At 73.0% G+C, this 22,547-nt stretch carries 27 protein-coding genes and 1 pseudogene; 13 read left to right on the plus strand and 15 right to left on the minus strand.

Features of this window, described 5'->3' with window-relative positions; translation table 11 throughout:
- Positions 1–35: 35 nt before the first annotated feature.
- Positions 36–746, minus strand: coding sequence for a 2OG-Fe(II) oxygenase (locus ACIA8L_RS47415; RefSeq protein WP_395915462.1), 711 nt, complete (start codon positions 744–746; stop codon positions 36–38).
- 128 nt (positions 747–874) lie between these two features.
- On the opposite strand from ACIA8L_RS47415, the gene ACIA8L_RS47420 reads away from it, so the two are divergent.
- The 4 genes from ACIA8L_RS47420 (at position 875) to ACIA8L_RS47435 (ending at position 4,045) form a co-directional block, all read left to right on the plus strand.
- Entirely contained in the window at positions 875–1,654 is a 780-nt protein-coding gene (locus ACIA8L_RS47420; RefSeq protein ID WP_395915464.1) for a hypothetical protein, read from the plus strand.
- Between the two features lie 83 nt (positions 1,655–1,737).
- Entirely contained in the window at positions 1,738–2,160 is a 423-nt protein-coding gene (locus ACIA8L_RS47425; protein ID WP_395915466.1) for a GntR family transcriptional regulator, read from the plus strand.
- Positions 2,157–3,044, plus strand: coding sequence for an ABC transporter ATP-binding protein (locus tag ACIA8L_RS47430; RefSeq protein ID WP_395915468.1), 888 nt, complete (start codon positions 2,157–2,159; stop codon positions 3,042–3,044). The genes ACIA8L_RS47425 and ACIA8L_RS47430 overlap by 4 nt, the downstream gene beginning before the upstream one ends.
- On the plus strand, positions 3,041–4,045 hold the full coding sequence (locus ACIA8L_RS47435) for an ABC transporter permease subunit (protein WP_395915469.1): 1,005 nt from the start codon (positions 3,041–3,043) through the stop codon (positions 4,043–4,045). Before ACIA8L_RS47430 ends, ACIA8L_RS47435 begins: the two co-directional genes overlap by 4 nt.
- Here ACIA8L_RS47435 and ACIA8L_RS47440 read toward each other — a convergent pair.
- Positions 4,030–4,632: a methyltransferase domain-containing protein gene (locus tag ACIA8L_RS47440; protein WP_395915471.1), complete on the minus strand. Its 603-nt coding sequence runs from the start codon at positions 4,630–4,632 to the stop codon at positions 4,030–4,032. The two genes, ACIA8L_RS47435 and ACIA8L_RS47440, sit on opposite strands and share 16 nt — an antisense overlap.
- Positions 4,633–4,648: 16 nt before the next feature.
- Here ACIA8L_RS47440 and ACIA8L_RS47445 point away from each other — a divergent pair, with 16 nt between their 5' ends.
- The 3 genes from ACIA8L_RS47445 (at position 4,649) to ACIA8L_RS47455 (ending at position 7,182) form a co-directional block, all read left to right on the plus strand.
- Positions 4,649–5,143 (plus strand): YcxB family protein, encoded by a 495-nt coding sequence (locus ACIA8L_RS47445; protein WP_395915473.1) that lies wholly within the window; start codon positions 4,649–4,651, stop codon positions 5,141–5,143.
- Between the two features lie 146 nt (positions 5,144–5,289).
- Complete coding sequence (locus ACIA8L_RS47450) at positions 5,290–6,132, plus strand: chemotaxis protein CheB (RefSeq protein WP_395915475.1); 843 nt, start codon at positions 5,290–5,292, stop codon at positions 6,130–6,132.
- A 63-nt stretch (positions 6,133–6,195) separates the two neighbouring features.
- The gene (locus ACIA8L_RS47455; RefSeq protein ID WP_395915477.1) at positions 6,196–7,182 is read left to right on the plus strand and encodes a helix-turn-helix transcriptional regulator; all 987 of its coding nucleotides are present in this window, start codon (positions 6,196–6,198) and stop codon (positions 7,180–7,182) included.
- A gap of 49 nt (positions 7,183–7,231) precedes the next feature.
- Here the strand turns inward: ACIA8L_RS47455 and ACIA8L_RS47460 are convergent, their stop codons facing one another.
- Entirely contained in the window at positions 7,232–7,798 is a 567-nt protein-coding gene (locus ACIA8L_RS47460) for a TetR/AcrR family transcriptional regulator (RefSeq protein WP_395915479.1), read from the minus strand.
- A 93-nt stretch (positions 7,799–7,891) separates the two neighbouring features.
- Here ACIA8L_RS47460 and ACIA8L_RS47465 point away from each other — a divergent pair, with 93 nt between their 5' ends.
- Positions 7,892–8,785, plus strand: coding sequence for an SDR family oxidoreductase (locus ACIA8L_RS47465; RefSeq protein ID WP_395915481.1), 894 nt, complete (start codon positions 7,892–7,894; stop codon positions 8,783–8,785).
- 24 nt (positions 8,786–8,809) lie between these two features.
- Positions 8,810–9,357 (plus strand): annotated as a pseudogene (locus ACIA8L_RS47470) (dihydrofolate reductase family protein).
- On the opposite strand, the gene ACIA8L_RS47475 reads toward ACIA8L_RS47470, so the two are convergent.
- Positions 9,346–9,852 (minus strand): MarR family winged helix-turn-helix transcriptional regulator, encoded by a 507-nt coding sequence (locus tag ACIA8L_RS47475; protein WP_395915483.1) that lies wholly within the window; start codon positions 9,850–9,852, stop codon positions 9,346–9,348. The pseudogene ACIA8L_RS47470 and the gene ACIA8L_RS47475 overlap by 12 nt on opposite strands.
- Before the next feature lie 68 nt (positions 9,853–9,920).
- Between ACIA8L_RS47475 and ACIA8L_RS47480 the strand changes: the two genes are divergently transcribed.
- Positions 9,921–11,174: an MFS transporter gene (locus tag ACIA8L_RS47480; RefSeq protein WP_395915485.1), complete on the plus strand. Its 1,254-nt coding sequence runs from the start codon at positions 9,921–9,923 to the stop codon at positions 11,172–11,174.
- Here the strand turns inward: ACIA8L_RS47480 and ACIA8L_RS47485 are convergent, their stop codons facing one another.
- Genes ACIA8L_RS47485 through ACIA8L_RS47495 form a run of 3 tightly spaced genes read right to left on the minus strand, consistent with a single transcriptional unit; the run spans position 11,175 to position 12,352 of the window.
- Positions 11,175–11,561: a RidA family protein gene (locus ACIA8L_RS47485; RefSeq protein WP_395915486.1), complete on the minus strand. Its 387-nt coding sequence runs from the start codon at positions 11,559–11,561 to the stop codon at positions 11,175–11,177.
- Entirely contained in the window at positions 11,558–12,133 is a 576-nt protein-coding gene (locus ACIA8L_RS47490) for a helix-turn-helix domain-containing protein (protein WP_395915488.1), read from the minus strand. The genes ACIA8L_RS47485 and ACIA8L_RS47490 overlap by 4 nt, the downstream gene beginning before the upstream one ends.
- 27 nt (positions 12,134–12,160) lie before the next feature.
- Entirely contained in the window at positions 12,161–12,352 is a 192-nt protein-coding gene (locus ACIA8L_RS47495; RefSeq protein WP_395915490.1) for a hypothetical protein, read from the minus strand.
- Between the two features lie 116 nt (positions 12,353–12,468).
- Between ACIA8L_RS47495 and ACIA8L_RS47500 the strand changes: the two genes are divergently transcribed.
- Entirely contained in the window at positions 12,469–13,818 is a 1,350-nt protein-coding gene (locus ACIA8L_RS47500) for a PQQ-binding-like beta-propeller repeat protein (RefSeq protein ID WP_395915492.1), read from the plus strand.
- On the opposite strand, the gene ACIA8L_RS47505 is transcribed toward ACIA8L_RS47500, so the two are convergent.
- The 6 genes from ACIA8L_RS47505 to ACIA8L_RS47530 form a co-directional block, all read right to left on the minus strand.
- Positions 13,808–14,446, minus strand: a complete 639-nt coding sequence (locus tag ACIA8L_RS47505) for a TetR/AcrR family transcriptional regulator (RefSeq protein ID WP_395915494.1) — start codon at positions 14,444–14,446, stop codon at positions 13,808–13,810. The genes ACIA8L_RS47500 and ACIA8L_RS47505 overlap by 11 nt on opposite strands.
- On the minus strand, positions 14,446–14,919 hold the full coding sequence (locus ACIA8L_RS47510) for an ester cyclase (protein ID WP_395915496.1): 474 nt from the start codon (positions 14,917–14,919) through the stop codon (positions 14,446–14,448). Before ACIA8L_RS47510 ends, ACIA8L_RS47505 begins: the two co-directional genes overlap by 1 nt.
- An 85-nt stretch (positions 14,920–15,004) precedes the next feature.
- Positions 15,005–16,294 carry an MFS transporter gene (locus ACIA8L_RS47515; protein ID WP_395915498.1) on the minus strand — a complete coding sequence of 430 codons (1,290 nt, stop codon included), beginning with the start codon at positions 16,292–16,294 and terminating at the stop codon, positions 15,005–15,007.
- 125 nt (positions 16,295–16,419) lie between these two features.
- A complete protein-coding gene (locus ACIA8L_RS47520) occupies positions 16,420–17,424 on the minus strand; it encodes an ATP-binding protein (RefSeq protein ID WP_395915499.1) in 1,005 nt (334 codons plus the stop codon).
- 244 nt (positions 17,425–17,668) lie between these two features.
- Positions 17,669–18,421 carry an ROK family protein gene (locus ACIA8L_RS47525; RefSeq protein WP_395915501.1) on the minus strand — a complete coding sequence of 251 codons (753 nt, stop codon included), beginning with the start codon at positions 18,419–18,421 and terminating at the stop codon, positions 17,669–17,671.
- 283 nt (positions 18,422–18,704) lie between these two features.
- Positions 18,705–19,151, minus strand: coding sequence for a GNAT family N-acetyltransferase (locus ACIA8L_RS47530; protein WP_395915502.1), 447 nt, complete (start codon positions 19,149–19,151; stop codon positions 18,705–18,707).
- A 38-nt stretch (positions 19,152–19,189) separates the two neighbouring features.
- On the opposite strand from ACIA8L_RS47530, the gene ACIA8L_RS47535 reads away from it, so the two are divergent.
- Together ACIA8L_RS47535 and ACIA8L_RS47540 are read left to right on the plus strand one after the other, a co-directional pair.
- Positions 19,190–20,152: a DUF1152 domain-containing protein gene (locus ACIA8L_RS47535; RefSeq protein WP_395915504.1), complete on the plus strand. Its 963-nt coding sequence runs from the start codon at positions 19,190–19,192 to the stop codon at positions 20,150–20,152.
- A 27-nt stretch (positions 20,153–20,179) separates the two neighbouring features.
- On the plus strand, positions 20,180–20,752 hold the full coding sequence (locus ACIA8L_RS47540) for a DUF6892 domain-containing protein (protein ID WP_395915505.1): 573 nt from the start codon (positions 20,180–20,182) through the stop codon (positions 20,750–20,752).
- 32 nt (positions 20,753–20,784) lie between these two features.
- Here ACIA8L_RS47540 and ACIA8L_RS47545 read toward each other — a convergent pair whose 3' ends face one another.
- Both ACIA8L_RS47545 and ACIA8L_RS47550 read right to left on the minus strand, forming a co-directional pair.
- A complete protein-coding gene (locus tag ACIA8L_RS47545) occupies positions 20,785–21,498 on the minus strand; it encodes a hypothetical protein (protein WP_395915507.1) in 714 nt (237 codons plus the stop codon).
- A gap of 25 nt (positions 21,499–21,523) precedes the next feature.
- Positions 21,524–22,543, minus strand: a complete 1,020-nt coding sequence (locus ACIA8L_RS47550) for a LacI family DNA-binding transcriptional regulator (RefSeq protein WP_395915509.1) — start codon at positions 22,541–22,543, stop codon at positions 21,524–21,526.
- Positions 22,544–22,547: the final 4 nt, after the last annotated feature.

The raw sequence follows: 22,547 nt of genomic DNA on the forward strand, positions 1-22,547 counted from the left end.
GACGGGCCGCCGGACGGCTGGTCGGCGACGGCGGCTCACTCGGCGTCGTGCAGCACCAGGCCCAGGGCGTGGCGGCGGCCGGACTTCACGAGGCTCACGCCGTGGCGGACGGGGGCGGCGGACCAGCCGCGGGCGGTGCGGACAGGGCGGTCGCGGGTGGTGAACACCAGGCCGTGGCCCTGCGCCAGGACTTCCGTGGTGCCGCGGGACTGGGCCCTCGGGCGCTGCTCGACCAGGAGGAACTCGCCGCCGGTGTAGTCGGTGCCGTGGCGGTCCAGGCCGATGACGACCTGGAGGGGGAAGACAAGCGCGCCGTACAGGTCGCGGTGCAGGGCGTTCCAGTCGCCCCGGCCGTAGCGCAGCAGGATCGCCGTCGACTTGCGCTGGCCCGCGGCGTGGCACATCGCGGTCCACTCGTCGAGGGTGTCCGGCCACGGCGCCGGGCGGCCCAGACGGGCGGACCAGTCGCGGGCGATCGGCAGCAGCTTCGGGTACAACTCCTGCCGCAGTCGCTCGATCAGTGCCGGGAACGGGCGCCGGAAGTAGCGGTAGCGGCCGGAGCCGAACCGGTGGCGGGCCATGTCGACCGTCGAGCGGAAGTGCTCGTCGCGGTCGAACAGCTCCGCGATGTCACGGCAGTCGCGGTCCTCGAGCAGCCGGCCGGTCGGGGCGCAGCCGACCTCGTCGAGGCCCTCGGCCACCGCGTCCCAGTCCGTGCGCGCCCGGGTGTCCTGCTCGGTGCTCATCAGCCCATCCTGCGCGCGCGGGGCCGTCCGGGCTTGCGGGAATCGGACCTCGCGTTTCCCGCGTCCCGATGTCCGATTGATGACGGCCGCTGCGGTATCTCCCGGTGCCGCCCGGCGGTCCTTCAGCCATGACAGTCATGTTGCCGGGGCTCCCCGCACCGTACCGGGTCGTCCCCGAGTCCTTACGCCGCATCCTGGTGATGAGCTGCTTCGCCACCAACCGGGCCGTCGACCAGCTCGCGATGTGGGCCGGTGAGCGGCGCGTCCACGCGTTCGACGGGTGGCCCGCGGCGGTGAAGGCGGCCATGGACGCCGTCGGTGACCGGCTCCGCGAGGAGGTCCGTCCGGGGCTGGAGCAGGAGCTGCTCGACCTCGTCTACTACGCGGCCCGGGCCGTGCAGGGTTTCGGCGATCAGGATTTCGCGGGGGTACTGCGAGTAGGCCACCTGGTCCCGGTACTGAACCGCCGCCAGGTGACCCCGGTCAACGTCACCGGATACGCGGAGCGCGCCCGGGTCCACGTCACCGAGCCGGAGCTGGTGACGCTGCTCGTGCACGAGCCGTACCTGGCCGCGCACCGCCCGACGATCGCCGCGCCGAGCTCGACGATCGTCCAGCTCGACGCCGTCATCGGCAGCCGGCGGATCAGCATCGCCGACGTCGATTTCGACCGGTCGGGTGGATCGCACGTTGATTTCGGCAAGCCGGTTGATTCGATCGGCGAGCACGTTGATTTCGGCAAGGACGTTGATTTCGGCCAGGTCGCCGCGCTGCTGACCGAGGTCTGCTTCGCCGAGGCGTGCGGGCGGCACGAGGTCATCGGGGCGTTGCGGATGCGGCGGGGTTCCTACCTGGCCGCCTGCCGGCTCCGCGCCGACTTCCCCGGGCTCGCCGTCGAACTGGGCTGACGCGACACATCGAAGTGCCGGCTTGACGCGGAGGCGGTGCGTCTCTCTATAGTACTAGGCATCTAGTGAAACGAGACGTCACGGTGATTGAGTTCCATCTCGACGGGCGCTCCGGCGTCGCTCCCTACCTGCAGCTCATCCAGCAGGTCCGGCACGCGCTGCGGCTCGGGCTGCTGGTCGAAGGGGACCGCCTGCCCACCGTCAAGGAGGTGGTCGCGAAGGTGGCCATCAATCCCAACACGGTGTTCAAGGCCTACCGCGAGCTCGAGTACCAGGGGCTCGTCACCGCACGGCCGGGCGTCGGCACGTTCGTCGCCCGCACGCTCGCCGACCAGTCGCTCGCCGCGCACGATTCGCTGCGCGCGGACCTGCGCGCCTGGCTGGACAAGGCGCGCGCCGCCGGCCTCGACGACGAGAGCGTCGAGGCCCTCATCGCGAGCACCCTGCACAGCCGTGACCCGCAAGCCCGGGCAACGGCGGCCACCCCCATCGAGGAGTCCACATGACCGAACCCGCGCTCAGAGCCGTGGCTCTGACGAAGCACTACGGACGGCACCGCGCGCTCGCCGACTGCACCCTGGACATCCCGGCCGGGCGGGTCGTCGGGCTGGTCGGGCCCAACGGCGCCGGCAAGACGACCCTGCTGCAGCTGGCCGCGGGCATGCTGCGGCCGACCTCCGGCACGATCGAGGTCCTCGGCGGCCGGCCCGGGTCCGGCGGCGAGCAGCTGGCCAAGGTCGGCTTCGTCGCACAGGACGCGCCGACCTACGGCAACCTGTCCATCGCCGACCATCTGCGCTTCGGGGCCTCGGCCAACCCGCGCTGGGACCATCGGGCGGCCGAGGAGCGCATCGCCCAGCTCGGCCTCAGCCCGCAGCACAAGGCCGGGAAGCTCTCCGGCGGCCAGCGGGCCCAGCTCGCCCTCACCCTCGCCATCGCGAAGCGGCCGGAGCTGCTCATCCTCGACGAGCCGGTGGCCAGCCTCGACCCCCTCGCCCGGCGGGAGTTCCTCAAAGCGCTGATGGGCTTCACCGCCGAGCACGGTGCCAGCGTGATCCTCTCCTCGCACCTGGTCTCCGACCTGGAACGGGTCTGCGACTACCTGATCGTGCTGGTCGGCTCGCGCGTGCAGGTGGCCGGCGACGTCGACGACCTCGTGGCCACCCACTTCCGGCTCACCGGCGCCCGCCGCGACCCGGCCGACCTGCCGGCCGGGGTGCACGTGATCGAGGAGAGCCACACCGAGCGGCAGTCCACGTTCATCGTCCGCGCCGACGGGCCGCTCGACAGCGTCGAGTGGACCGCCGACCAGCTCACCCTCGAGGACCTCGTCCTCGCGTACATGTCGCAGGCCATGACCACCCGCCCGGTATTGGAGCCCACCCGATGATGTTCTGGTTCACCTGGCGGCAGTTCCGCGCGCAGACCGTGGTCGCCGCGGGGGCGATCGCGGCCCTCGGCGTGCTCCTGCTGGCCACCGCGCACATCATCACCGACCTGCACGCCGATGTCGCCGCCTGCACCTCGGACTGCGGTGGCGTCATCGACGCGTTCCTCACCCAGTTCCACGACAGCGCGGCCTTCCCCGTGTACCTGATCGGTCTGTGCGCCGCCTACGCCTTCCCGCCACTGGTGGGCGCGTTCTGGGGCGCGCCGCTGATCGCCCGGGAGCTCGAGACCGGCACCTACCGCCTGGCCTGGAACCAGTCCGTGACCCGGACCCGGTGGCTGGCCGGCAAGCTGCTCTTCGGCGGTGCGGTCGCGGCCATCGGCTCCGGCCTGCTCAGCCTGGCCGTGACGCTCTGGTCGAGCGACGTCGACGTCGCTTCCAAAGACCGGATCCTGCCGCTGTTGTACGGCTCCCGCGGCGTCGTCCCCGTGGCGTACGCGGTCTTCGCGTTCGTGCTCGGCGTCACGATCGGCATCCTGCTGCGCCGGGTCGTGGCGGCGATGGCGACCACCCTCGCCGTCTACGTGGCCGTGGCCGTGGCGATGCCGCTGTGGCTGCGGGCGCGTCTGGTCCCGGTCCGGCACGAGACGATCCCGCTGACCGCCGACGCCATCCAGGGGCTTTCCTTCAGCCCGAGCAAGGGCACGATGAGTGTCCGCGGCGCCGAGGTGGAAGGCGCCTGGACCCTCTCCAGCGGCGCGATCAAGGCCGACGGCAGCGCGTTCACCGGCCCGGGCGACCCCACCGCGTGCGACCCGGCGACCGGCGGCCCGCGCCAGTGCGGCGATTGGCTCCAGTCCCAGCACCTGACGCTGGACCGGGTCTACCACCCGGACAGCCAGTTCTGGACGCTGCAGTGGGCCGAGGCCGGACTGTTCCTCGGCCTGGCCGCAGTGCTCGCCGCCCTCTGCTTCTGGTGGATCCGTCAGCGCGTCGTCTGAACCGCGATGGCGGCGTGCGGCCGGTGCGCGCCGCCGTCGCCGTCGGGGCGGTCGAGCCGGTCGACCTCGGTGAAGCCCGCCTTCCCGAGCACGGCCGACAGCTCGTCGGGCGGCCAGCGGTAGGCGGTGGTGACCTTGTGCTCGAAGGGCTCCACCGCCGCGCCGGTGAAGAAGCCGACGACCATCGAACCGCCCGGGACCAGGACGCGCCGCAGCTCGGCGAGGACCTCGGGGACGTCCTGGGGGTCGCGGTGGATCAGGGAGTACCAGACGAGGAGCCCGGCGATCGAAGCGTCCCCGGCGTCGAGGTCGTCCATCGAGCCGAGCCGGAACCGCAGCCCCGGATGGGTCGCCCGGGCGTGTTCGACGAACTCCGGCACCAGGTCGACCCCGGACACATCGGCGCCGAGGCCGTGCAGGTAGCCGGTTAGGTGCCCGGGGCCGCAGCCGAGGTCCAGCACCGGCCCCGGCAGACCGCTCAGGTGGCGGGCGATGAAGGCGAGGTCGTCGGGGTGGGACTTGTCGGGCGACCCGAACAGGTCGATGTACAGCCCGGCCACCGCGGAATATGACGCTGCGATAGTCACGGCCTATCGTACGTGCGTGCAGATCCGATTCGACGTCCCCGCCGACCCCGCCTATCCGGGACGGGTCGCGGCGGTCATGAGCAGTGAGAAGCTGCGGCGGTACCGCAACATCGGGGCCGCGCTCGTGGCGCTGGGCGTCATCGGGCTGGTGATCACCCGCTACGCGTCGTGGGGGGTGCTCATCCAGCCGCTCTCCCTCGCGATGGTCGTGGGTGGCACGCTCTCGATGCTCTACGGGCCGTGGGTGCGGTACAACTCCCGGCGCCGCTCCGGTCGCTACGCGGTCGAGGGCGCCTACGACATCACCGACGACAACATCATGATGACGAGCGGCTCGGAGTCGGGCGGGATCGCGTGGGACGGCGTGACCCGGGTCGTGGAGACGCCGGACTTCTGGGTCGTGTACATCGGGCGGATTCCGGCTACGGTGATTCCCCGCGAGTACATGCCGGAGTCGGACGCGGCGACGCTGGAGCGCTTCCTGCGGGAGCGGGGGCTCCTCGCGCTCTGACGGGCTTGTGGGAGTACACCTGCGGCACTTCGTTTTCCTGGCATGCCCGGGCCGGTGGTCTTCGCTGCATGGTCTACCGGGCCGGGCGGGCGGCGCGGACGCTCGACGGCAGGCGAAGTCCCGCCGCTGAAGGGGAGGTCGCCGCCGTGCCCGAGCGCGATGTCGTGGTCATCGGCGCCTCGGCCGGTGGCGTCGAAACCCTGCGCCGGCTCGTCGCCGATCTGCCGGCCGGGCTGCCGGCGAGCGTCCTGATCGCGGTCCACACGCCGGAGAGCCCGGTCGCCCGCCTGCCGGAGATCCTGGGGCGGACCGGGTGGCTGCCGGCCGCATACGCCGTCTCCGGGCAGCGCCTCACGCCCGGGCTGCTGACCGTCGCGCCGCCGCGCCGGCACCTCGTGGTCACGGCCGGGGACGTCCTGCGGCTGCACCGCGGGCCGGAGCTGCGCCGGGCCCGCCCGGCCATCGACCCGCTGCTGCTCAGCGCGGCCCGGACCTGCGGGCCGCGGGTCGTCGCCGTCGTGCTGTCGGGGCTGCTGCGGGACGGGGCCGAGGGAGCGGCCGCGGTCGCCGCCGCGGGCGGGTGCGTGCTGGTGCAGGACCCGGCGGACGCGCGATACCCGGACATGCCGGAGGCCGTCGTCACGCGGGTGCCGGGCGCGGCACTGTGGCCGGCGGCGAAGCTCGGCGCGGCCATCGCCGACCTCGTCGGTCCGATCGGGTCGAGCGGGCCCGGTACGATCGTGCCCGGCGGGCTCGGTGCGATCCGGCCGGGCGGGCCGGGTGCGGCCGTGGGCTGCGACGGCATCGATGAGGCGCTGTGGCTGGCCGTCGACCGGTTGCAGGCGCACGCGGCGGTGCAGCAGCGCATCCACGAGCGTCTCGAAGGGCTCGGGCCCCTGGCCGGGCAGGCGCAGGCGCAGTCCGACCGGGCGCTGCGGGCCGCGGACCTGATCACCGCCGAGGTGCTGCCGCTGTTCCGGCCGCAGTAGGCGAACGGCTCCCGCCGGTGGACGTGCCTTCCGCGCGCTGCCGGGATGTGCAACGGTGGACCGGTGCCCCATCCCGGCACGCGGCCGGCCGCGCCCGACCCGGTCGTGCGCGACATCACCGACGCCGACCACGGCGAGGCGTTCCTGACCGCCGTCTACGGCAGCGGCGTGCGGATGCGGGTCAGCGGCGGCCCCTATCGACTGCGGCACGTCCGGCGCGGCCCGGGGCCGTTCCACATCGACACGATGGAGCACTCCGCCTCGGCCGACCTGCGCGTCGAACCCTTCGGGACCATCAGCGCCCTGCGGATGCGCAGCGGTGTGCGCACCGACCTGCGCTCCGGCGACCGCTGCGGCCCCGGCGACCTCGCCACCCTCGCCCGACCCGGTGAGGCGAACCACCTGCGCTTCGACGCCGTCCGGTTCACCGCCGTGCTCGTCCCGCTCTCGATCGCCGCCGCGGTCGCCCGCAACCGTCCCGACGACGACCTCGGCCCGCTGCTGTTCACCGGCGTGCGCCCGGCCCGCCCGGACGACGCCCGGCACTGGCGCCAGACCGTCGACTACGTGACCGCGATCCTGAGCACCGGCCCGTCGCCGCTCGCGCAGCCGCTGCTGGCCGGCCCGACCGCGCGGCTGCTGGCGGCCACCCTCCTGGCCACGTTCCCCAACACGTGGACGGCGCCGGCCGCCGACCCCCCGCCGTACGACCGGACCGACGCGACGCCGAGCACCCTGAGCCGGGCCGTCACGTTCGTCGACGCCAACGCGGACCTGGACATCAGCGTGGCCGACATCGCGCGGGCGGCGCACGTGACCGTCCGGGCGGTACAACTGGCGTTCCGGCGGCATCTCGAGCTGACCCCGATGGCCTACCTACGCCAGGTCCGCCTGGCCCGCGCCCACGAACAGCTCCGGGCGGCCGACCCGGACGACGGCACCACGGTCGCCGCCGTCGCGGCCCGCTGGGGCTACGTCAGCGCCAGCCAGTTCGCGGCCCTGTATCGCCGCACCTACGGCCGGCTCCCCAGCCGCACCCTGCGCACTTGACCGGCCGATCGGGCCGAGCCCGCCGCCCCGGTGCGCGGCCCGATCGAGGCTAGGGTCCGCAGACGGTCGTGGTGAGGCGGGCCCTGGTGTCGCGCATGGTCTCGGCGAGGTCGGTCGGCTCGGGGCGGTTGACCCACGTCTCGAACGCGACCCGCAGCACCACGACCCCGGCCTCGGCGACGAGGGCGGCGTCCGGGTCGGGGACCCCGCGGCGGCGCAGACCTTCGGCGAGGGCGGCGGCGATCCGGGCCATCTTGATGAGCTCGCGTTCGAGGAGCTCCGGGTTGGCCGTGATGACGGCCTGGCGCTGGCGGGAGTGGGCGTGTTCGCGGCCGAGGAACGCCGCCCCGGCGTCGAGCGCGGCGGTGACCGCCTCGAGGGGAGTGGCCGCCGGCGGTGCGTTGTCGAGGGCTTCGACGAGGCCCCGCAGGAGCAGTTCGGAGCCGGCGAAGAGGACCTCGCGCTTGTCGGCGAAGTGGCGGAAGAAGGTGCGGGCGGTGACCCCGGCGCGGGCCGCGATCTCGGCGACGGTCGTCTGTTCGAAGCCCTGCTCGACGTACAACTGCATCGCCGCCTCGCCCATGCGGCCCCGTGCGTCCGGCTCCCAGCGTCCCACGTCACAGAGTCTAAGCCATGTCACTTGATGACATCACGTGGTACGTTCGTCATGTCATCAAGTGACATCGCCTCAACCGTAGGGGACCGCACCATGCGCATCTTCGTCACCGGCGCCAGCGGCTGGATCGGCTCCGCCGTCACCGCCGAACTCCTCGCCCACGGCCACCAGGTCGTCGGCCTGGCCCGCTCCGACAGCGCCGCCGCGACCATCGCCGCCCTCGGCGCCGAGGTCCGCCGGGGCAGCCTCGACGACCTCGACGCCCTGCGCGCCGGTGCCACCGACGCCGAGGGCGTGGTACACCTCGGCTACAACCACGACTTCTCCGACATGCAGGGCGCCGCGCGGACCGACCAGCTCGCGATCACCACGCTCGGCGACGCCCTGGCCGGCACCGGCCGCCCGTTCTTCATCGCCTCCGGCGTGGCCGGCCTGAGCCGCGACGGCGTCCCGGCCACCGAGCACGACGGCGGCGACCCGTCCGCCCACCCGCGCGTGGCCAACGCGGCCGCCGCCCTGGAGTACGCGAACCGCGGCGTCCGGGCCGGTGTCCTCCGCTTCGCCCCGACCGTGCACGGCGACGGCGACCACGGCTTCATCGCCGTCCTGGTCGACACGGCCCGCCGCCAGGGCGTGTCGGCCTACGTCGGCGACGGCAACGGCGCCTGGCCGGCCGTGCACCGGCTGGACGCGGCGACCCTGGTCCGCCTGGCCGTCGAAAAGGCTCCGGCGGCATCGGTACTGCACGTGGTGGCCGAGTCCGCGGTGCCCACGAAGGCCATCGCCGAGGCGATCGGCCGCGGCCTCGACCTGCCCGTCACGTCCGTCCCGGCCGCGGACGCCCTGGCCCACTTCGGCTGGATCGGCATGTTCTTCGGCCTCGACATGCCCGCGTCGAGCGAGTACACCCAGCAGCAGTACGACTGGAAGCCGACCCACCCGACGCTGCTCGAAGACCTCGACGCGGGCCACTACACCAAGTCCTGACCGACTACGCCCTAAGGTCGGGGGATGCGAAACGTGGTGCTCTACTCGCTGATGTCCCTCGACGGTGTCGCCGAGGAGCCCGGCAACTGGATGTTCGACGCCGACGAGGGAGTGTTCGACAACCTCGCCCGCGTCATCGGGACCCAGGACGCCGTGCTGCTCGGCCGGGGTACCTACGACTACTGGGCCGGCTACTGGCCGACTCCGACGTCGAGCCGTTCGCCGGGTTCATCAACGGCACGACCAAGCACGTGTTCACCGCGGACCAGCCCGCGACCGAGTGGTCCAACACCGTGTTCGTCGACGGGCCGGCGGCCGACTACGTCGCCGCGCTCAAGGCGGGGGACGGTGGTGACATCGGGATCCACGGCAGCATCGCGCTCGCGCAGTCGCTGCTCGCGGCCGGGCTGGTCGACGAGCTGCGGCTGGTCGTCGCGCCCGCACTGGCGCACGGCGGCCGGAAGCTGTTCGACCACCCGGACGCGCTGCGGCGGCTGGAGCTCCTCGAGGTGCGCGGCACCAGCGGCGGCAACGTGCTGCTGGCCTACCGGGTGTCCGCATCAGTCCAGTGACAGCATCACCTTGCGCAGCAGGGCGTTGAGCTGGGCCAGGTCTTGCGGCGTGAGGGCGCGCAGCACCTGCTGGTCGCGGGCCATGCCCTCGAAGATGTGCTTGTTCCAGGCGGCCCGGCCGTCGGCGGTCGGGCGGATGATCACCCGGCGGCGGTCGGCCGGGTCGACCTCGCGGTGCACGAGGCCGGCGGCGACCAGGCGGTCGAGGCGGCTCGTCATCGCGGCCCGGGTCACGTGGGTGGCGTCGGCCAGCTGGGCCGGGCTGGCCTCGGTCGGGTAGGGCTGCACCATCAGCGCGTGCAGCGTCCGGTAGTCCTCAAGGGTGAAGTCCTCGGCGTCCGCGAACGCCGCCGCGTCGACCCGCTTGATGTGCCGCAGGATCTGGCCCATCCGGACCAGGGCGCCCTCGACCTCCGGGGCGAACGCCGGGTCGTCCTTCCAGAACGCCGCCCACCGGGCCACGTGGTGGTCGACGTCGTCGCGCGCCTCGCTCATGCCGCCAGTATGCCACCGTCTGATTATTAGATTGTGAATAGTTCGACGGTGAACTAACGTCCCGGTCCATGACCCGGATCTCCGACTTCAAGCTGCTCGCCGCCGGCCAGACCCTCTCCTGGGTCGGCAACGGCTTCCAGACGGTGGCGCTCGCGGTCGCCGTCGTCCGGGCCGGTGGCGGCGCCCGCGACCTCGGCGTGGTCATGGCCTGCTCGGTCACGGCCATGCTGGTGTGCACGCTGTTCGGCGGCGTCTGGGCCGACCGGCTGCAGCCCCAGCGGGTCATGGTCGGCTCCGACCTGGTCCGCCTGCTCGGCGCGGCCGCGATGGCCGTCATGTTCGCCACCGGCGGCTATCACCTGCTCCTGCTCGGCGCCCTGGCCGCGGTCACGGCCGGAGCCGGCAGCTTCTTCAGCCCGGCGATGACCGCCCTCAAGCCGCTGCTCGTCCCGGCCGAGCGGCGACCGGCGGCCAACGCGACGCTGAGCATGCTGCAGACCGGCAGCACCGTGGCCGGCCCCGCGCTCGGCGGCCTGACCGTCGCCGCCCTCGGCGCACCGGCCGGCTTCGCCGTCAACGCGGCCAGCTTCCTCGCCTCGATGGCCGCCGCGCTGCTGCTGCGCGTGCGCGCCGAGCGGGGCCCGCGCGAGCCGATGCTGCGCGAGCTGGCCGACGGCTGGCGTGAGATCAGCAGCCGCGACTGGCTGGTCGGCGGCCTGTTCGGGGCCACGGTCTACCACATCGCCAACGGCGTCATCCTCGTCCTGGTGCAGGTCGTCGCCATCGAGCGCCTCGGCGGTGCCGCGTCGGCCGGCTTCATCGCCTCCGCGGAAGGACTCGGCGGGGTGATCGGCGCGGCCGTCGCGATGCGGCTCCGGCCCCGGCGCCTGCTGCGGGCCGGCTGGCTGACCCTGATGCTGATGCCGCTGTGGGCCCTGGCCTACGTCTGGCCCGCCGAGCTCGTCGCCGTCCTGGCCGGTGCGGTCGTCGGCTACGCCGGCCTGATCTACTTCGACGTCTGCTGGGAGACCGCCATCCAGGACAACGTGCCGCACCGCGCCCTCGGCCGGGTCGGCTCATGGGACACCCTGACCTCGTTCATCGCCATGCCGATCGGCAACGTCCTGGCCGGCCCCCTGGCCCAGGCCTACGGGACCAACCGGGTCCTCACCGTCTGCGCGGCCGTCCTCTTCGGCGCGGCCCTGTCCCAGCTGTTCATCCCCGGCACCCGGCGGCTCACCCGGGGCACGCCCGAGCCGGTCGCACCACCGGCCCCGGCTCCGGCCGCGAAGGCCACGGCGGCCGGGTCGGCGCCCGGCTGATCAGGCCATCGCCACGGCCTCGATCTCCAGGAGCCAGTCCTCGGAGTAGATGTCGCAGATGATGATCGTGACGGCCGGGCGGTGCCCGCCCAGCACCTCGGCGCGGATGCGGCTGTTCGCCTCGCGGTATCGGCGGTCGGCGAGGTAGGTCGTGATCTTCGCGAGGTGTCGCAGGGTCAGACCGGCCTCAGCGAGTACCGCTGCGATATTGGCCCAGACCACCCGGCACAGGGTCTCGAAGTCAGCGGGGGGCGGGCCTTCGGGCCCGGCCCACGGGACCTGGCCGCTGACGAACACGGTCCGCTGGGCGCCGGTGACGAGGGTGCCGTGGGTGTAGTTGCCGGTCGGGGCCGGGAGTCCGGCCGGGTCGAGCTGGGCGATGCTCACACGCGCTCCTGGTGGGGGCCGATGACGGACATGGCGGTGTAGTAGACACATTCGGTGTCGCCGGGGTTGGCGAAGGCGTGTTCGCAGTCGCCCGCGTAATACAGGGCGTCGCCATCGCCGAGGTGGTGCTCGATGCCGTCCAGGGTCACGGTCAGCGCGCCGGACTCGACCGCGACGTACTCGCGCGAGCCGGGAGCGTGCGCGGCGAAGGTGCCGATGACGGCTCCGGCGTCCACGCGCGTGCGGATGAGCTCGAACTCCACGCCCGGCAGCGCCGGGGACAGGATGCGCCGCTGCCACCCGGCGGGGTGATCGATGGCGTGCTGGCGGCCCCGGGGCAGTTCGATCACCCGGGCCGGCTCGTCCTCGCCGAGCAGCCGGGACACGGTGGTGCCGAGCGCGGTCGCGAGGCGGGCCAGCACCAGCACGGTCGGCGACCGGGTGCCGCGCTCGATGTCGGAGATCATGCTGCGGCTGACCCCGCTGGCCTCGGCGAGCACCTCCAGGCCGAGCCCGCGCGCCTGCCGCAGCGCACGCAGTCGCCCGCCGAGCCGCACCACGAGTGCATCCACGGCGTCGACTATAGCGGAATGTCTCCGCTATAGCGGATCGACCGGAGCCCCGAGCCGCAGCACCCGGTCCCGGGCCTCGCGGGCGGCCGTTTCGGCGGCGAGGGCGATCCGCGCGGCCCGCTCGGCCGCCATCGCGCCGGCCCGCGCGCGGCGACGGGCTCGGGAGGCGTGGTCCTGGAGGACGTTGGCCCGCTCGCCGGGGGTCGGTGCGTGATCCACGCATCCCATCATCACAGAGAGAAGCGCTTCGGCAACGAACTGTGCGCATATGGGACCGAGTCGTGCGTGCCTGGACCCGTTCGTACCGGTTCGACGCCCACCGATACGCTGCGCGCATGAGAGCCGGACGGGGGCGTTGGTTCGCTGTGCTCGCGGCCGCGCTGGTCGCGGTGGCGGCGGTCGTGGTCGTGGTCGCGCTGCGGCGCTCCGATCCGGCCCCGCCCGCCGCTTCGGGGCCGTCGCCGTATCCGACGGCGGAGCGCCTCTGCGCCGACGCCTGCGACACCCGCGGGACGATCCGCTGGTCGGTGCCGCTGCCCGGGGCGTTCGTGGACAACGGCCGGTTCGTGTTCCCGGCCGGGACCGGCGAGTTCCGGGTCGCGCCCGGGTGCAGCCGCAAGGTCGGTGCCGCGTACTACCTGTGGGCCGGCGACCGGCTGCTCGCCTACGACGCCGCGACCGGCCGGCTCCGGTGGACGGCCGCGGTGCCGTTCGACCACATCGGGGACTACTGCCTGCTCTTCGCCGACGCCCAGCACGTCATGGTCGTCGCGGCCGGTGACAAGGACCGGCCCGACCGGGCGGGCGTCGTCGCCGCGGCCGACGGTCGGGCGATCGGCGGCTGGGACGCGCCGTATCCGCACTCCACCGGCAACATCGCCACGGCCGGCGCGTTCGGCCTGGCCGGCGACCGGGCGGTCTGGCTGTCACTCGCCGGCGAGGTGAGCGCCGTCGACCTCGCCACCGGGCAGCGGCGGTGGGCGACCGCGGTGACCGCGTTCGCCGGCTACCACGGCGACGGACCGGCCCTGTTCCTGGACGAGTTCGGCACCGGCCGCCTCGAGCAGCTCCAGCGGCTCGACCTGGCCACCGGTGCGCTGACCCGGGTCCGGCTGTCGGCGCCGGTCGGCGCCAACGGCCGGCTGTGGATCGGGCACAGCTTCACCTCCCCCTACGACGGCCTGCCCGGCGTACTCCTGGCCACCTCCGACGACAGCGCGGCCGCGATCTCCACCGTCGACGGCACCGTGCTGTGGCGGGTCGTGACCGGGCGGGTCCGCGCCGCCGACAAGCCGTACGCGCAGCAGCTCCGCGAGATCGACGCCGTCGCCGAGGTGGTCTACGTCGAGGCGGAGAACGACAACCAGGTCCGGGCGGTCGCGGCCCGGACCGGTGCGCAGAGCGAGGCGTTCGGGACGGCCGGGATCAAGGGCTGGTCGGTGCTCGACGGCGTGAGCCTCGACACCGGCACCGTGCGCGGCGGGCCCGGCCTGGTCGGGGCGGACCCGCGCACGCGTGAGATCCGCTGGCAGGTGCCGGGGCCGCCGTCGTTCTCCTCGGCCGCCGACGACGCCGCGGCACCGCGAGTGGTGGTGGGCTACGGCTGCGCCGGTGCCGCCGCCTCCCGGTCGGCGGACGGGTTCCGGCCGTGCACCGCCCCGGTCTTGCTCGCGGTCAACGTCTGAGCAGCGCGTCGGCCATCGCGGCGGCCTGCCAGGCCTCGAACTTGGCCAGGGGCCAGCCGCGGCGGTGCACGAGCCGCAGGACCAGGTCGGGGGCGGTCAGGGTCCACAGGATGTCGGCGGCGTCGGTGACGGTGACGCCGTCCCTGAGGCCGAAGCGCTCGTGGAGCAGGGCGGCGATCCCGGCCGTACCATCGGCGCGCTCTTGTTCGATCGTGTCGGTGAACTCGCGCACCGCGGGGTCGCCCGCCCCGCCTTCGGCCAGCATGATCGGCAGGAGCGGGCCGGCCCGTTCGTAGAGGTCACGGCCGAGGCGGGCGTAGCGGGCGAGAAATTCGCGCGGGTCGGCGGCGGCGCGCATCGCGGCCACCGCCGGGCGCCGCATGATCGGGATCGGTTCGTCGTCGCCGGCCAGCAGCGTGTCGTAGACGGCCTTGAGGACGGCGGCCTTGCCCCCGATCGTGTTGTAGATGGACTGCACGCTCACCCCGGCCCGGGCCGCGATCGCCTCGATCGTCGCGCCCGTGTAGCCGCGGTGCAGCAACATGTCCCGGGCGGCGTCGAGGATGCGCTGACGGGTGGCGCGGCGCTGCTCCGCCCGGACCTCGCTGGAGTAGCGCCGCGCCGGCATCACACCGCCGGGGGCAGTGCGACCGGGGCCGGAGCCGGGAGCGCGCCGACCTGCCACAGGGCGGCGAGCTCGTCGCGGACGCCCCAGTGCTCGGTCAGGACGCCGTCGCGCTCGCGGTACATGTGCATGGCCGGCATCGCGTATGGGCGGCCGGTCGCCGGGAAGCCGAGGTGATCGCTGTTGTGGAGGCCGTGGACGGTCGTGCGCAGCGCGACGAGGTCACCCGCCGTGACGACCTCGTGCACCTCGTATCGCAGCCGTAGCACGCCGACCAGGAAGCCGGCGATCTGCAGGTAGCCGTCGCGGCCCTTCGGGGCCCAGGGCGGAGCGCCGTGGTCGACGAAGTCGGCGGCGACGAGCGGACCGATGCGGGCGACGTCGCCGTCGTTGAGTGCGTTGAGCAGGTCGCGGGCGAGCTGGGCCGCGGTTGTCGTCTGTGCAGCGGTTGTCGTCTGTGCAGCGGCTGTTGTCATGGAACCACGCTCCACCGAATCACAGTGGCCTCACAAACTCGTTCGAGCAAGTGCGAAGACGGTTCCAGTCAATTGGTGCAACGAGTCAACGGACCTTCTTGATCGGCAGGACCACGAGGGCGCCCAGGAGCGCGGCGGCCCCGGCGCAGTACAGGAGCAGCGGGTAGTTCTGGTTCGTCGGGCTGCCGACCGAGAGCAGCGCGGCGCCGATCAGCGGGGCGGCGGTCTGCGGCAGGGCGTTCGCGATGTTGAACACGCCGAGGTCCTTGCCGGAGTCGTCGGGGTTGGGCAGCACGTCGACGACGAGGGCCAGGTCGACGCCGACGTAGACGCCGAAGGCGAACCCCATCAGGGCCTCGACCAGGTAGAACTGGCCGACCGTCCGGACGTGGGCGAGCGCCACCGTGCCGACGCCGAACAGCAGCGTCGAGCTCGCGACCAGGAACTTGCGGCGGCCGGTGCGGTCCGAGATCTTCCCGGCGACCCAGCCCGAGGCGATGAGCGCGATGGTGTACACCAGCACGCCGATCGTCACCGCGGCCGGCGCGGCATCCGCGGTCAGGTTGAGCCGGTCCTGCAGGAAGAACAGCCGGAACGTGGTGAACATGTAGGTGGCCAGGACGATCAGGAACCGCGACCACCACGCGAACGCGAAGTCGGGGTGCGTCCGCGGGTTCAGCCAGAACGTCGACACCCACTCCCGCCCGCTCATCCGCGGCGGGCGCACGGGCAGCCGCTGGTCGGGCAGGATGATCGCGAAGAGCAGCATGGCGCCGATCGACAGGACCGCCGGCCCCACGAACATGATCACCACGTGGTGCTGGAACACCTGCGCGACGTACGTGCCGCCGAGCACGCCGACGTTCTGGGCGATGCCGAGCAGCGCCGACACACTCCCCCGCTGCAGCCGCGGGACCTGGTCGGCGATCGTGGCGACGAACGGCGCCAGGGTCGCGTTGGCGCCGAGCTGCGCCAGGCACCAGCCGGCCGTGACGACCGCGACGGAGCTGCCCACCGCCATGATCAGAAGAGCTAAGGTCATCGCGATGGTACCGCCGACAATCCACGGTCGCCGCCGGCCGAACCGCGACGTGGTCCGGTCCGAGAGCCGCCCGCACACGACGTTGCCGACCACGGCGAACAGCGCACCGAACCCGGCCACCGTCCCCAGCGCCGACGTCTTCTGCTCGTCCGGCACGATCTGCTGCACCTTGATGCCGATCCCGACGATCGCCGGGCCGAGCAGGGCGATGTAGAAGACGAGCTGGGCGACGACCAGGCCGGTGACGTACCGCCACGTGACCGGTGCTGTGGGCTCGGCGAACCAGCGGCGCTCACTGTTGCTGTTGCTGTCGCTCTCGCGGGGTCCAGCCATGTCCGCCTATACCCGCGCGGGCCCGTGCTAATCCGCTGGGTTCCTGTGCTGAACCGCCCGCTCGGTTGCTGTGCTGACCCGCCCGCTCGGTTTCTGTGCTGACCCGCTCGTTCTGTGCTTTGGTGCTAACCCGCCAGGCCGAACCGGCGGTTGATGCGAACGAGGCGGGTTCGGGCCGCCTCCGCCCGCGCGCGGGCCCCACTCGTGGGCAGGACCTTGGTCGTCGGCACCGCGGTGACCGCCCGGACCGTGAAGCCGTCCTGGTCGCGCCACATGTCGATACGGTCACTGGCCTGCCGGGCCAGCCACAGGCCGAAGCCGGCGCGGGCCGGATTGGTGGGTTCGTCGGGGCGGTAACCGGCGAGGGCATCGGTGAGGCCACGGCCACGGTCGGTGATGCGGCAATCGACGTGACCCCGGTCGGACCACAGGGCCAGGTCCAGCGGCGGCTCGCCGTGCTGGTAGGCGTTGGTCAGCAGCTCGTTGACCGCAGCGACGAAGTCGGCCCGGGTGAGCGTCGGCAGGTGCAGGAGCGCGGCGCTCAGGGCGGAGCGGATGTCGCTGAGGTCGTGCAGGCCGGTCGAGCGGCTGACCCGCAGCAGGGATGCGCCGCCGGGGGCCGGCCACGGCACGGAAGGTGAGAGCAGACCGAGCAGGATCTCGGGGTCGCGGCACTCGGCGTTGGCCGCCGGGCCGTCGGCGGTGAGCAGGTGCGGGTGGGCGCGCAGGACCTGCTCCCGGATCGCCGGTGGGCAGTCGGCCGGGTAGGCGCAGACCACGGTGACCGGCCGCCGGGCGAGGGTGACGTTGCACGCCGCCTCGAAGATGCCGGTGTTGCGCCAGTCGGCGGCGGTGCGGCTGTAGCGGGGCTGCCCGACGATGACGAGCCGCTCACCGTCGGCGCCGCGGTCCCGGCAGATCTTGCGGTACTCCGCGATCGCCCCCGCCGGCCGCGTGCCCGGAACGACCGCGGGGCGGGTGACGGCCCCGGGCAGGACCGCGGCGAGAACCCGGTTCTGAGCCGGCCCGCACGCGAGCACGACCCGGGCACCCGCGAACCGCCGCAGCGTCAGGGCCAGGTCGGCGAGGCCGTCGTAGAACACGGCGAGGTGATCGAGGCCGCTGCTCATGATTGCTACACCGTACGGCCCGCCCGCTCACCGGAAACTGTCGTACCCCCTCGGTAGGGTCCCGGGCATGGACCAGCACTTCGGCCGACCCCCGCGACCACCGGCATCGTCACCCAACCGCAACCCACCGGCACGAGCACCGGCGCAGCTCCGGCCGCACCGCGGGCCGCCGCATGCTCATCCAGCACCGGCAACCGTGACGCCGCATCAGCCGGCCAGCACCAGCGCAAGCGCGGGCGCGACCTCAGGCGACCGGCACGAGCGCGAGTGAGGCTGCGGCCGCGCCGCGGGCGGCCGCGTATTCGTCCAGCACCGACACTGTCAGCCGGTCGGGTCGGTCGAGGGCCTTGCGGGCCACCGGGAGGACGTCGGGGGCGAGGGCGGTGAAGTAGCCGCCGAGCACGATGCGGCCCGGGTCGCACACCGCCTCCAGGATCGCGACGCCGTGCCCGAGCCACCGCCCGAGCGTCACCCGCTGCCCGGGGGTCTGTGCCGCCCCGGCCGCGGCCGGTCCGACCTTGGTGGTCCAGCAGCCGGTCCGGCCGCACGCGCACGGGTCGTAGTTGGCGCCGACCTGCAGGTGCCCGATCTGCCCGGCGTAGCCGTCGGCGCCGCGGACCCGGCGGCCGCCGGTGACGATGCCCGCCCCGACCTCGGCCCCGCCGAACACGAACACGAGGTCGTCGCCGTGAGCGCCGGTGGCGTGCTCGGCCGCGGCGGCGAGCCCGGCGGCGCTGTCGACGCCGACGGGAACCACGCCGCCGAGTGCTTCGCGCAGCATCGCCGCCAGGGGCACCTCGTCGTCGGCGGCCCCGGGGACGCCGACGACGATCGCCGCCGGGGTGATGCCACGCGCCCGCAGCTCGTCGACGACCCGCGTCGCCGGCGCGCTGGTCGCGTGCCGCAGCAGCGTGCGGCCGTAGCGGTCGGTGGCGTGGATGAGCAGCCGACCGGCGTCGACGGCGATGCCGACACCGACGTAATGAGATCCGTCCATACTTAGCAGGCTGCGCGGGGCGGGGCGGGTAGCAAAAGTGAGGATCCTCTCGGCGAAAAAGTGATATCCCGGGCCGTGATCCGGAAGGTGGCCTCGGCCGGGCCGTTGCGGTCGTGATCGGGTCGCGCCGCCGCAGGTAGCTGGGCCAGCGGAGGGAGCGATCCGGGCCGCGGCGCCGTCGTTCGGGGCCGAAACGAGGTCGAAGTTCGAGTGCCGCCGGAAGTGACCCGGGAAATTTACAGACTCGACGAAACGCTGTGTCAACGAGTCGGCGTAGTAGCTTCTACGCTTCCGTGAGCGGCTTGACGAAGCGGGCGCTCGCGGTGCAGATGTCGGTGTAGCCGAGCTGCTGATAGAACAGCTGCGTCCGGGTCCGGTCCCGGCTGCTGGTGATCTCCATCTTGACGCACCCGGCCGCCCGGGCCTGCTCCTCGGCCGCCGCGACCAGCGCCTGCCCGACGCCGAGGCTGCGATACCGCTCGTCGACCACCAGGGCCAGGACCCGCCCGAGCCGCCCGGTGACCTCGAGCATCGGCAGCACCCCGAGCGCCGCCACCCCGACCAGTTCGCCACCGTCGTCGGCCCCGATGAGCCGGATCGAGGGTTCGTCGAGCAGGTAGTCGAGCCGCTCGTGCACGTCGGCGCCGGTGGTCGGATACCCGAGCTGCTCCAGCAGCCCGACGAGCCGGTCGACGTCGCGCCGCCGCACCGCTCGAAGCTGTAGATCCATTCAAGGGATTCTGAGCCGACTGTGCGACCCTGACAACCGTGACACCCAACTCGCTGGCCGTGCCACCACTGTTCGCGGCCCTGGAGCCGGCGACCCGGATCCTCTTGTCCGGCGCGGGCGGCGGCTTCGACGTCTACGCCGCCCTGCCGTTGGCGTTGGCGTTGTGGGACCGCGGGGCTGAGGTGCACCTGGCGAACCTGTCCTTCGCCCCGCTGACGCTGGTGCCGGACGGCCGATGGCTGGACGAGAACGTGGCCGCCGTCACGCCGGACGTGGCCCGGCACGTGTCGTACTTCCCGGAGCTCACCCTCGCGCACTGGCTGGATGCCGAGGGCCGCCCGGCAACGGTGTACGCGTTGCGCCGCACCGGCGTGCAGCCCTTGCGGGCCGCGTATCGCGAGCTGGTCTCCACGCTGGACCTGGACGCGATCGTCCTGGTCGACGGCGGCACCGACATCCTGCTCCGCGGCGACGAGTCCCGCCTGGGCACCCCGGCCGAGGACATCGGCAGCCTGGCCGCGGTGGCCGGCCTGGACGTCCCGATCAAGCTGGTGGCGTCGCTGGGCTTCGGCATCGACGCCTACCACGGCGTGAACCACGTCCAGGTCCTCGAGAACCTCGAGGCGCTGGACCACGAGGGCGGCTACCTGGGCGCCCTGTCCATCCCCAGCGACAGCCGCGAGGCACGGCTGTATCGCGACGCGGTGGCCGCCGCGCAGGCCGCGACACCGCAACGCCCGAGCATCGTCAACGGCCAGATCGCGGCCGCCCTGGTCGGTGACTCGGGCGACACCGGCTTCATCCGCCAGGTCGCCGGCTCGCCGCTGTTCGTGAACCCGCTGATGGCCATCTACTTCACCGTGGACCTGATGGCGCTGGCCGGCCGCTGCCTCTACCTGGACCGCCTGGAGGAGACCCGGACGTTCCGCGAGATCGAGGCCCAGATAGCGCACTTCCACAGCGGCGTGGCCACGCGCGCACCGAGGGTCTTCCCGCACTGACCGCCCCGGCCCGGTAGGTTCGGCCTCGTGACCATCGTCTTCCCGGACCGCGGCCTGCACCTGGGCGTGCTCGGCGCTCTGCTGGACCGAGGCGAGATCCCGGCCGACCGGATCACGGCCATCGTCGGGTCAACGGGCCCCGACGGCCCGGATGACGGCTACCCCGGCCCCGGCCCCCGCCTGGACGAATCCCTGGACCTGCTGCACGCGGTCCCGCTCCCGGCGGCCGCCGTCGCCGCGATCGACAGCCTGGACTTCGACGGCGGCAACGAGATCTACATGGTGATCGAGCAGGCCCTGGACATCGACACGGGCGGTGAGTCGGACGACTACAACGTGACGTCCCTGGAAGGCATCGACCAGCTGTCCGGCCTGCGCTCCTTGAGCCTCGACGGCCACGGCTACCACCCCGAGCCGCTCGGCCTGACCCCGCTGACCGCCCACCCGGCCCTGCAGAACCTGATCCTGACCGGCACCTGCACCGAGGCCGCGGTCCTCGAGTCCCTCCCCCACCTGCAGACCTTGGACGTCAGCCTGGCCCGCCTCGACGACCCCGAGGTGCCGACCCGGCTGGAGGCCCGCGGCGTGACGATTCGCTGAGGCAACCGGCGCTGAACCGTCCGGCGGCGGGATCACCGGGCCACGAACCGCCGGTCGTCACCCGCGCCGGCCAACTCGAACAGGTCCGCGTCGACCAGCACGCGGTGCAGGAGCGCATCGGCCGCGCCGTCGTCCATCGAGGCCGGCACCGCGATGTGCTCCAGCGCGACCGCGTCGATGGTCGCGTGGAAGGTGTACTCGAACGGCGCCGTGCGGTTGATGTAACGCAGCGCGATCCGTCCCTGCCAGTCGAGGGCGAATACCGTGGGCTGCCGCCGCGGGCCGAACGTGATCCGGTGGTCGCCCACCGCATCGTGCCCCAGCAGGTAGATCCCGAACGCGGAGTCCTCATGGTCGATGTCGGCGGCGGCCACGCCGGGCGGCACCGCGTCCGGCCGGTCGGGGTCCCGATCGACGTGGAACGCCCGCCCGGCCAGGCCGTCCAGCGCCAGCGGCCGTTCGTCGGTGGCCGCGACGAAACCCCGATGCCCCCAGAACGTCGACGAGAGCGTGCAGGCGTGGTAGTTCCCCCACACGATCTTCGACTCCCAGGCGCCGCTGTCGTCGTCGTCCTCGTCGTCGGCGTCGTCCCCGTAAGTGGGGTCCTCGGCGTAGTACTCGGCGCTGTTGAGATGCAGGTCGAACCAGAGCCGGCCCGCGGGATCGAGCCGCCCCAGCCACGCCACCTCGGCAACGGCGTGCCCGGCGGGCCACGGGTTGCCCGGAAAGACGATGCGATCGCTCACCCGGGCGACTCTGCCACACCGCGGTCTAGGCCGGGGGCGGGGCGGTGCTCTCGCGGATCTTCAGGGACGTGGCGAGCTCGACCCCGAGCTGGGCCGGGCGTTCGCCGCGGCCCAGCGCCAGGGCCATCTCCGTCGCCGCCGCCGCCATCTCGGCCAGGGGCTGGTGGACGGTCGTCAGCGGCGGGTCGACCAACGTCGCCACCGGCAGGTCGTCGAAGCCGACCACGCTCAGGTCGGCCGGGATGCGCAGGCCCAGGTCGCGGGCGGCCTTGTAGACGCCGACGGCCTGTAGGTCGTTGGCGGCGAACACCGCGGTCGGGCGGTCGGGGCGGCGGAGCAGGTCGGCCGCCGCGGCCAGGCCGCCCTCCAGGGTGAGCTCGGCCGAGGCGACCAGGGCCGCGTCGTAGGGCAGGCCGGCGGCGTCCAGGGCGGAGCGGTAGCCGTCCAGGCGGGCGCGGCAGTACAGGACCCCCTCCGGGCCGCCGACCATCGCGATCCGCCGGTGGCCCAGGTCGGCCAGGTGGCGGGCGGCGGCGCGGCCGCCGGACCAGTTCGTGGCGCCGACGAACGGGACGTCGTCGGGAAGTTCGCGCATCGGGTCGAACACCACGAAGGGGATGCCGCGGGCCCGGAGCTGGTCGCGTTGCTCCTGGTTGAGCTGGGCGACCGTGACCACGCAGGCCGGGCGGCGCTCCAGGGCACTGTCGATCCAGTAGCGGATCGCACTGCCCTGGGGGCCGAACTCGGACAGGACCACGCCCACGTGGTGCTGGCGGGCCACCCGCTGGACGCCGTGGATGATCTCGGTGCCCCACATGTGCTCGAGGCGCTCGAAGACCAGCTCCATGAGGTCGGTGCGGTTGGGCGGGGTGGGCTTGCGGTAGCCGTACTCGCTGATCAGGGCTTCGACGCGGGCCCGGGTTTCGGCGGCCACACCCGAGCGGCCGTTGATGACCTTGGAGACGGTCGGGACCGACACGCCGGCCGACTCGGCTATGTAGGCGATCGTGACCGGTGTGGACGGGTCCGCCTGCGAAGCCTCCATCGGA

It is taken from the genome of Dactylosporangium sp. NPDC051541, from assembly GCF_044454505.1.
GTDB lineage: Bacteria > Actinomycetota > Actinomycetes > Mycobacteriales > Micromonosporaceae > Dactylosporangium.

Bases quoted from the DNA above. Each gene is read 5' to 3' on its own strand.
- ACIA8L_RS47415 (WP_395915462.1), bottom strand. From the start codon at position 746: ATGAGCACCGAGCAGGACACCCGGGCGCGCACGGACTGGGACGCGGTG.
- ACIA8L_RS47420 (WP_395915464.1), top strand. From the start codon at position 875: ATGACAGTCATGTTGCCGGGGCTCCCCGCACCGTACCGGGTCGTCCCC.
- ACIA8L_RS47430 (WP_395915468.1), top strand. From the start codon at position 2,157: ATGACCGAACCCGCGCTCAGAGCCGTGGCTCTGACGAAGCACTACGGA.
- ACIA8L_RS47435 (WP_395915469.1), top strand. From the start codon at position 3,041: ATGATGTTCTGGTTCACCTGGCGGCAGTTCCGCGCGCAGACCGTGGTC.
- ACIA8L_RS47465 (WP_395915481.1), top strand. From the start codon at position 7,892: ATGCGCATCTTCGTCACCGGCGCCAGCGGCTGGATCGGCTCCGCCGTC.
- ACIA8L_RS47475 (WP_395915483.1), bottom strand. From the start codon at position 9,852: ATGAGCGAGGCGCGCGACGACGTCGACCACCACGTGGCCCGGTGGGCG.
- ACIA8L_RS47480 (WP_395915485.1), top strand. From the start codon at position 9,921: ATGACCCGGATCTCCGACTTCAAGCTGCTCGCCGCCGGCCAGACCCTC.
- ACIA8L_RS47500 (WP_395915492.1), top strand. From the start codon at position 12,469: ATGAGAGCCGGACGGGGGCGTTGGTTCGCTGTGCTCGCGGCCGCGCTG.
- ACIA8L_RS47505 (WP_395915494.1), bottom strand. From the start codon at position 14,446: ATGCCGGCGCGGCGCTACTCCAGCGAGGTCCGGGCGGAGCAGCGCCGC.
- ACIA8L_RS47510 (WP_395915496.1), bottom strand. From the start codon at position 14,919: ATGACAACAGCCGCTGCACAGACGACAACCGCTGCACAGACGACAACC.
- ACIA8L_RS47515 (WP_395915498.1), bottom strand. From the start codon at position 16,294: ATGGCTGGACCCCGCGAGAGCGACAGCAACAGCAACAGTGAGCGCCGC.
- ACIA8L_RS47520 (WP_395915499.1), bottom strand. From the start codon at position 17,424: ATGAGCAGCGGCCTCGATCACCTCGCCGTGTTCTACGACGGCCTCGCC.
- ACIA8L_RS47525 (WP_395915501.1), bottom strand. From the start codon at position 18,421: ATGGACGGATCTCATTACGTCGGTGTCGGCATCGCCGTCGACGCCGGT.
- ACIA8L_RS47530 (WP_395915502.1), bottom strand. From the start codon at position 19,151: ATGGATCTACAGCTTCGAGCGGTGCGGCGGCGCGACGTCGACCGGCTC.
- ACIA8L_RS47550 (WP_395915509.1), bottom strand. From the start codon at position 22,543: ATGGAGGCTTCGCAGGCGGACCCGTCCACACCGGTCACGATCGCCTAC.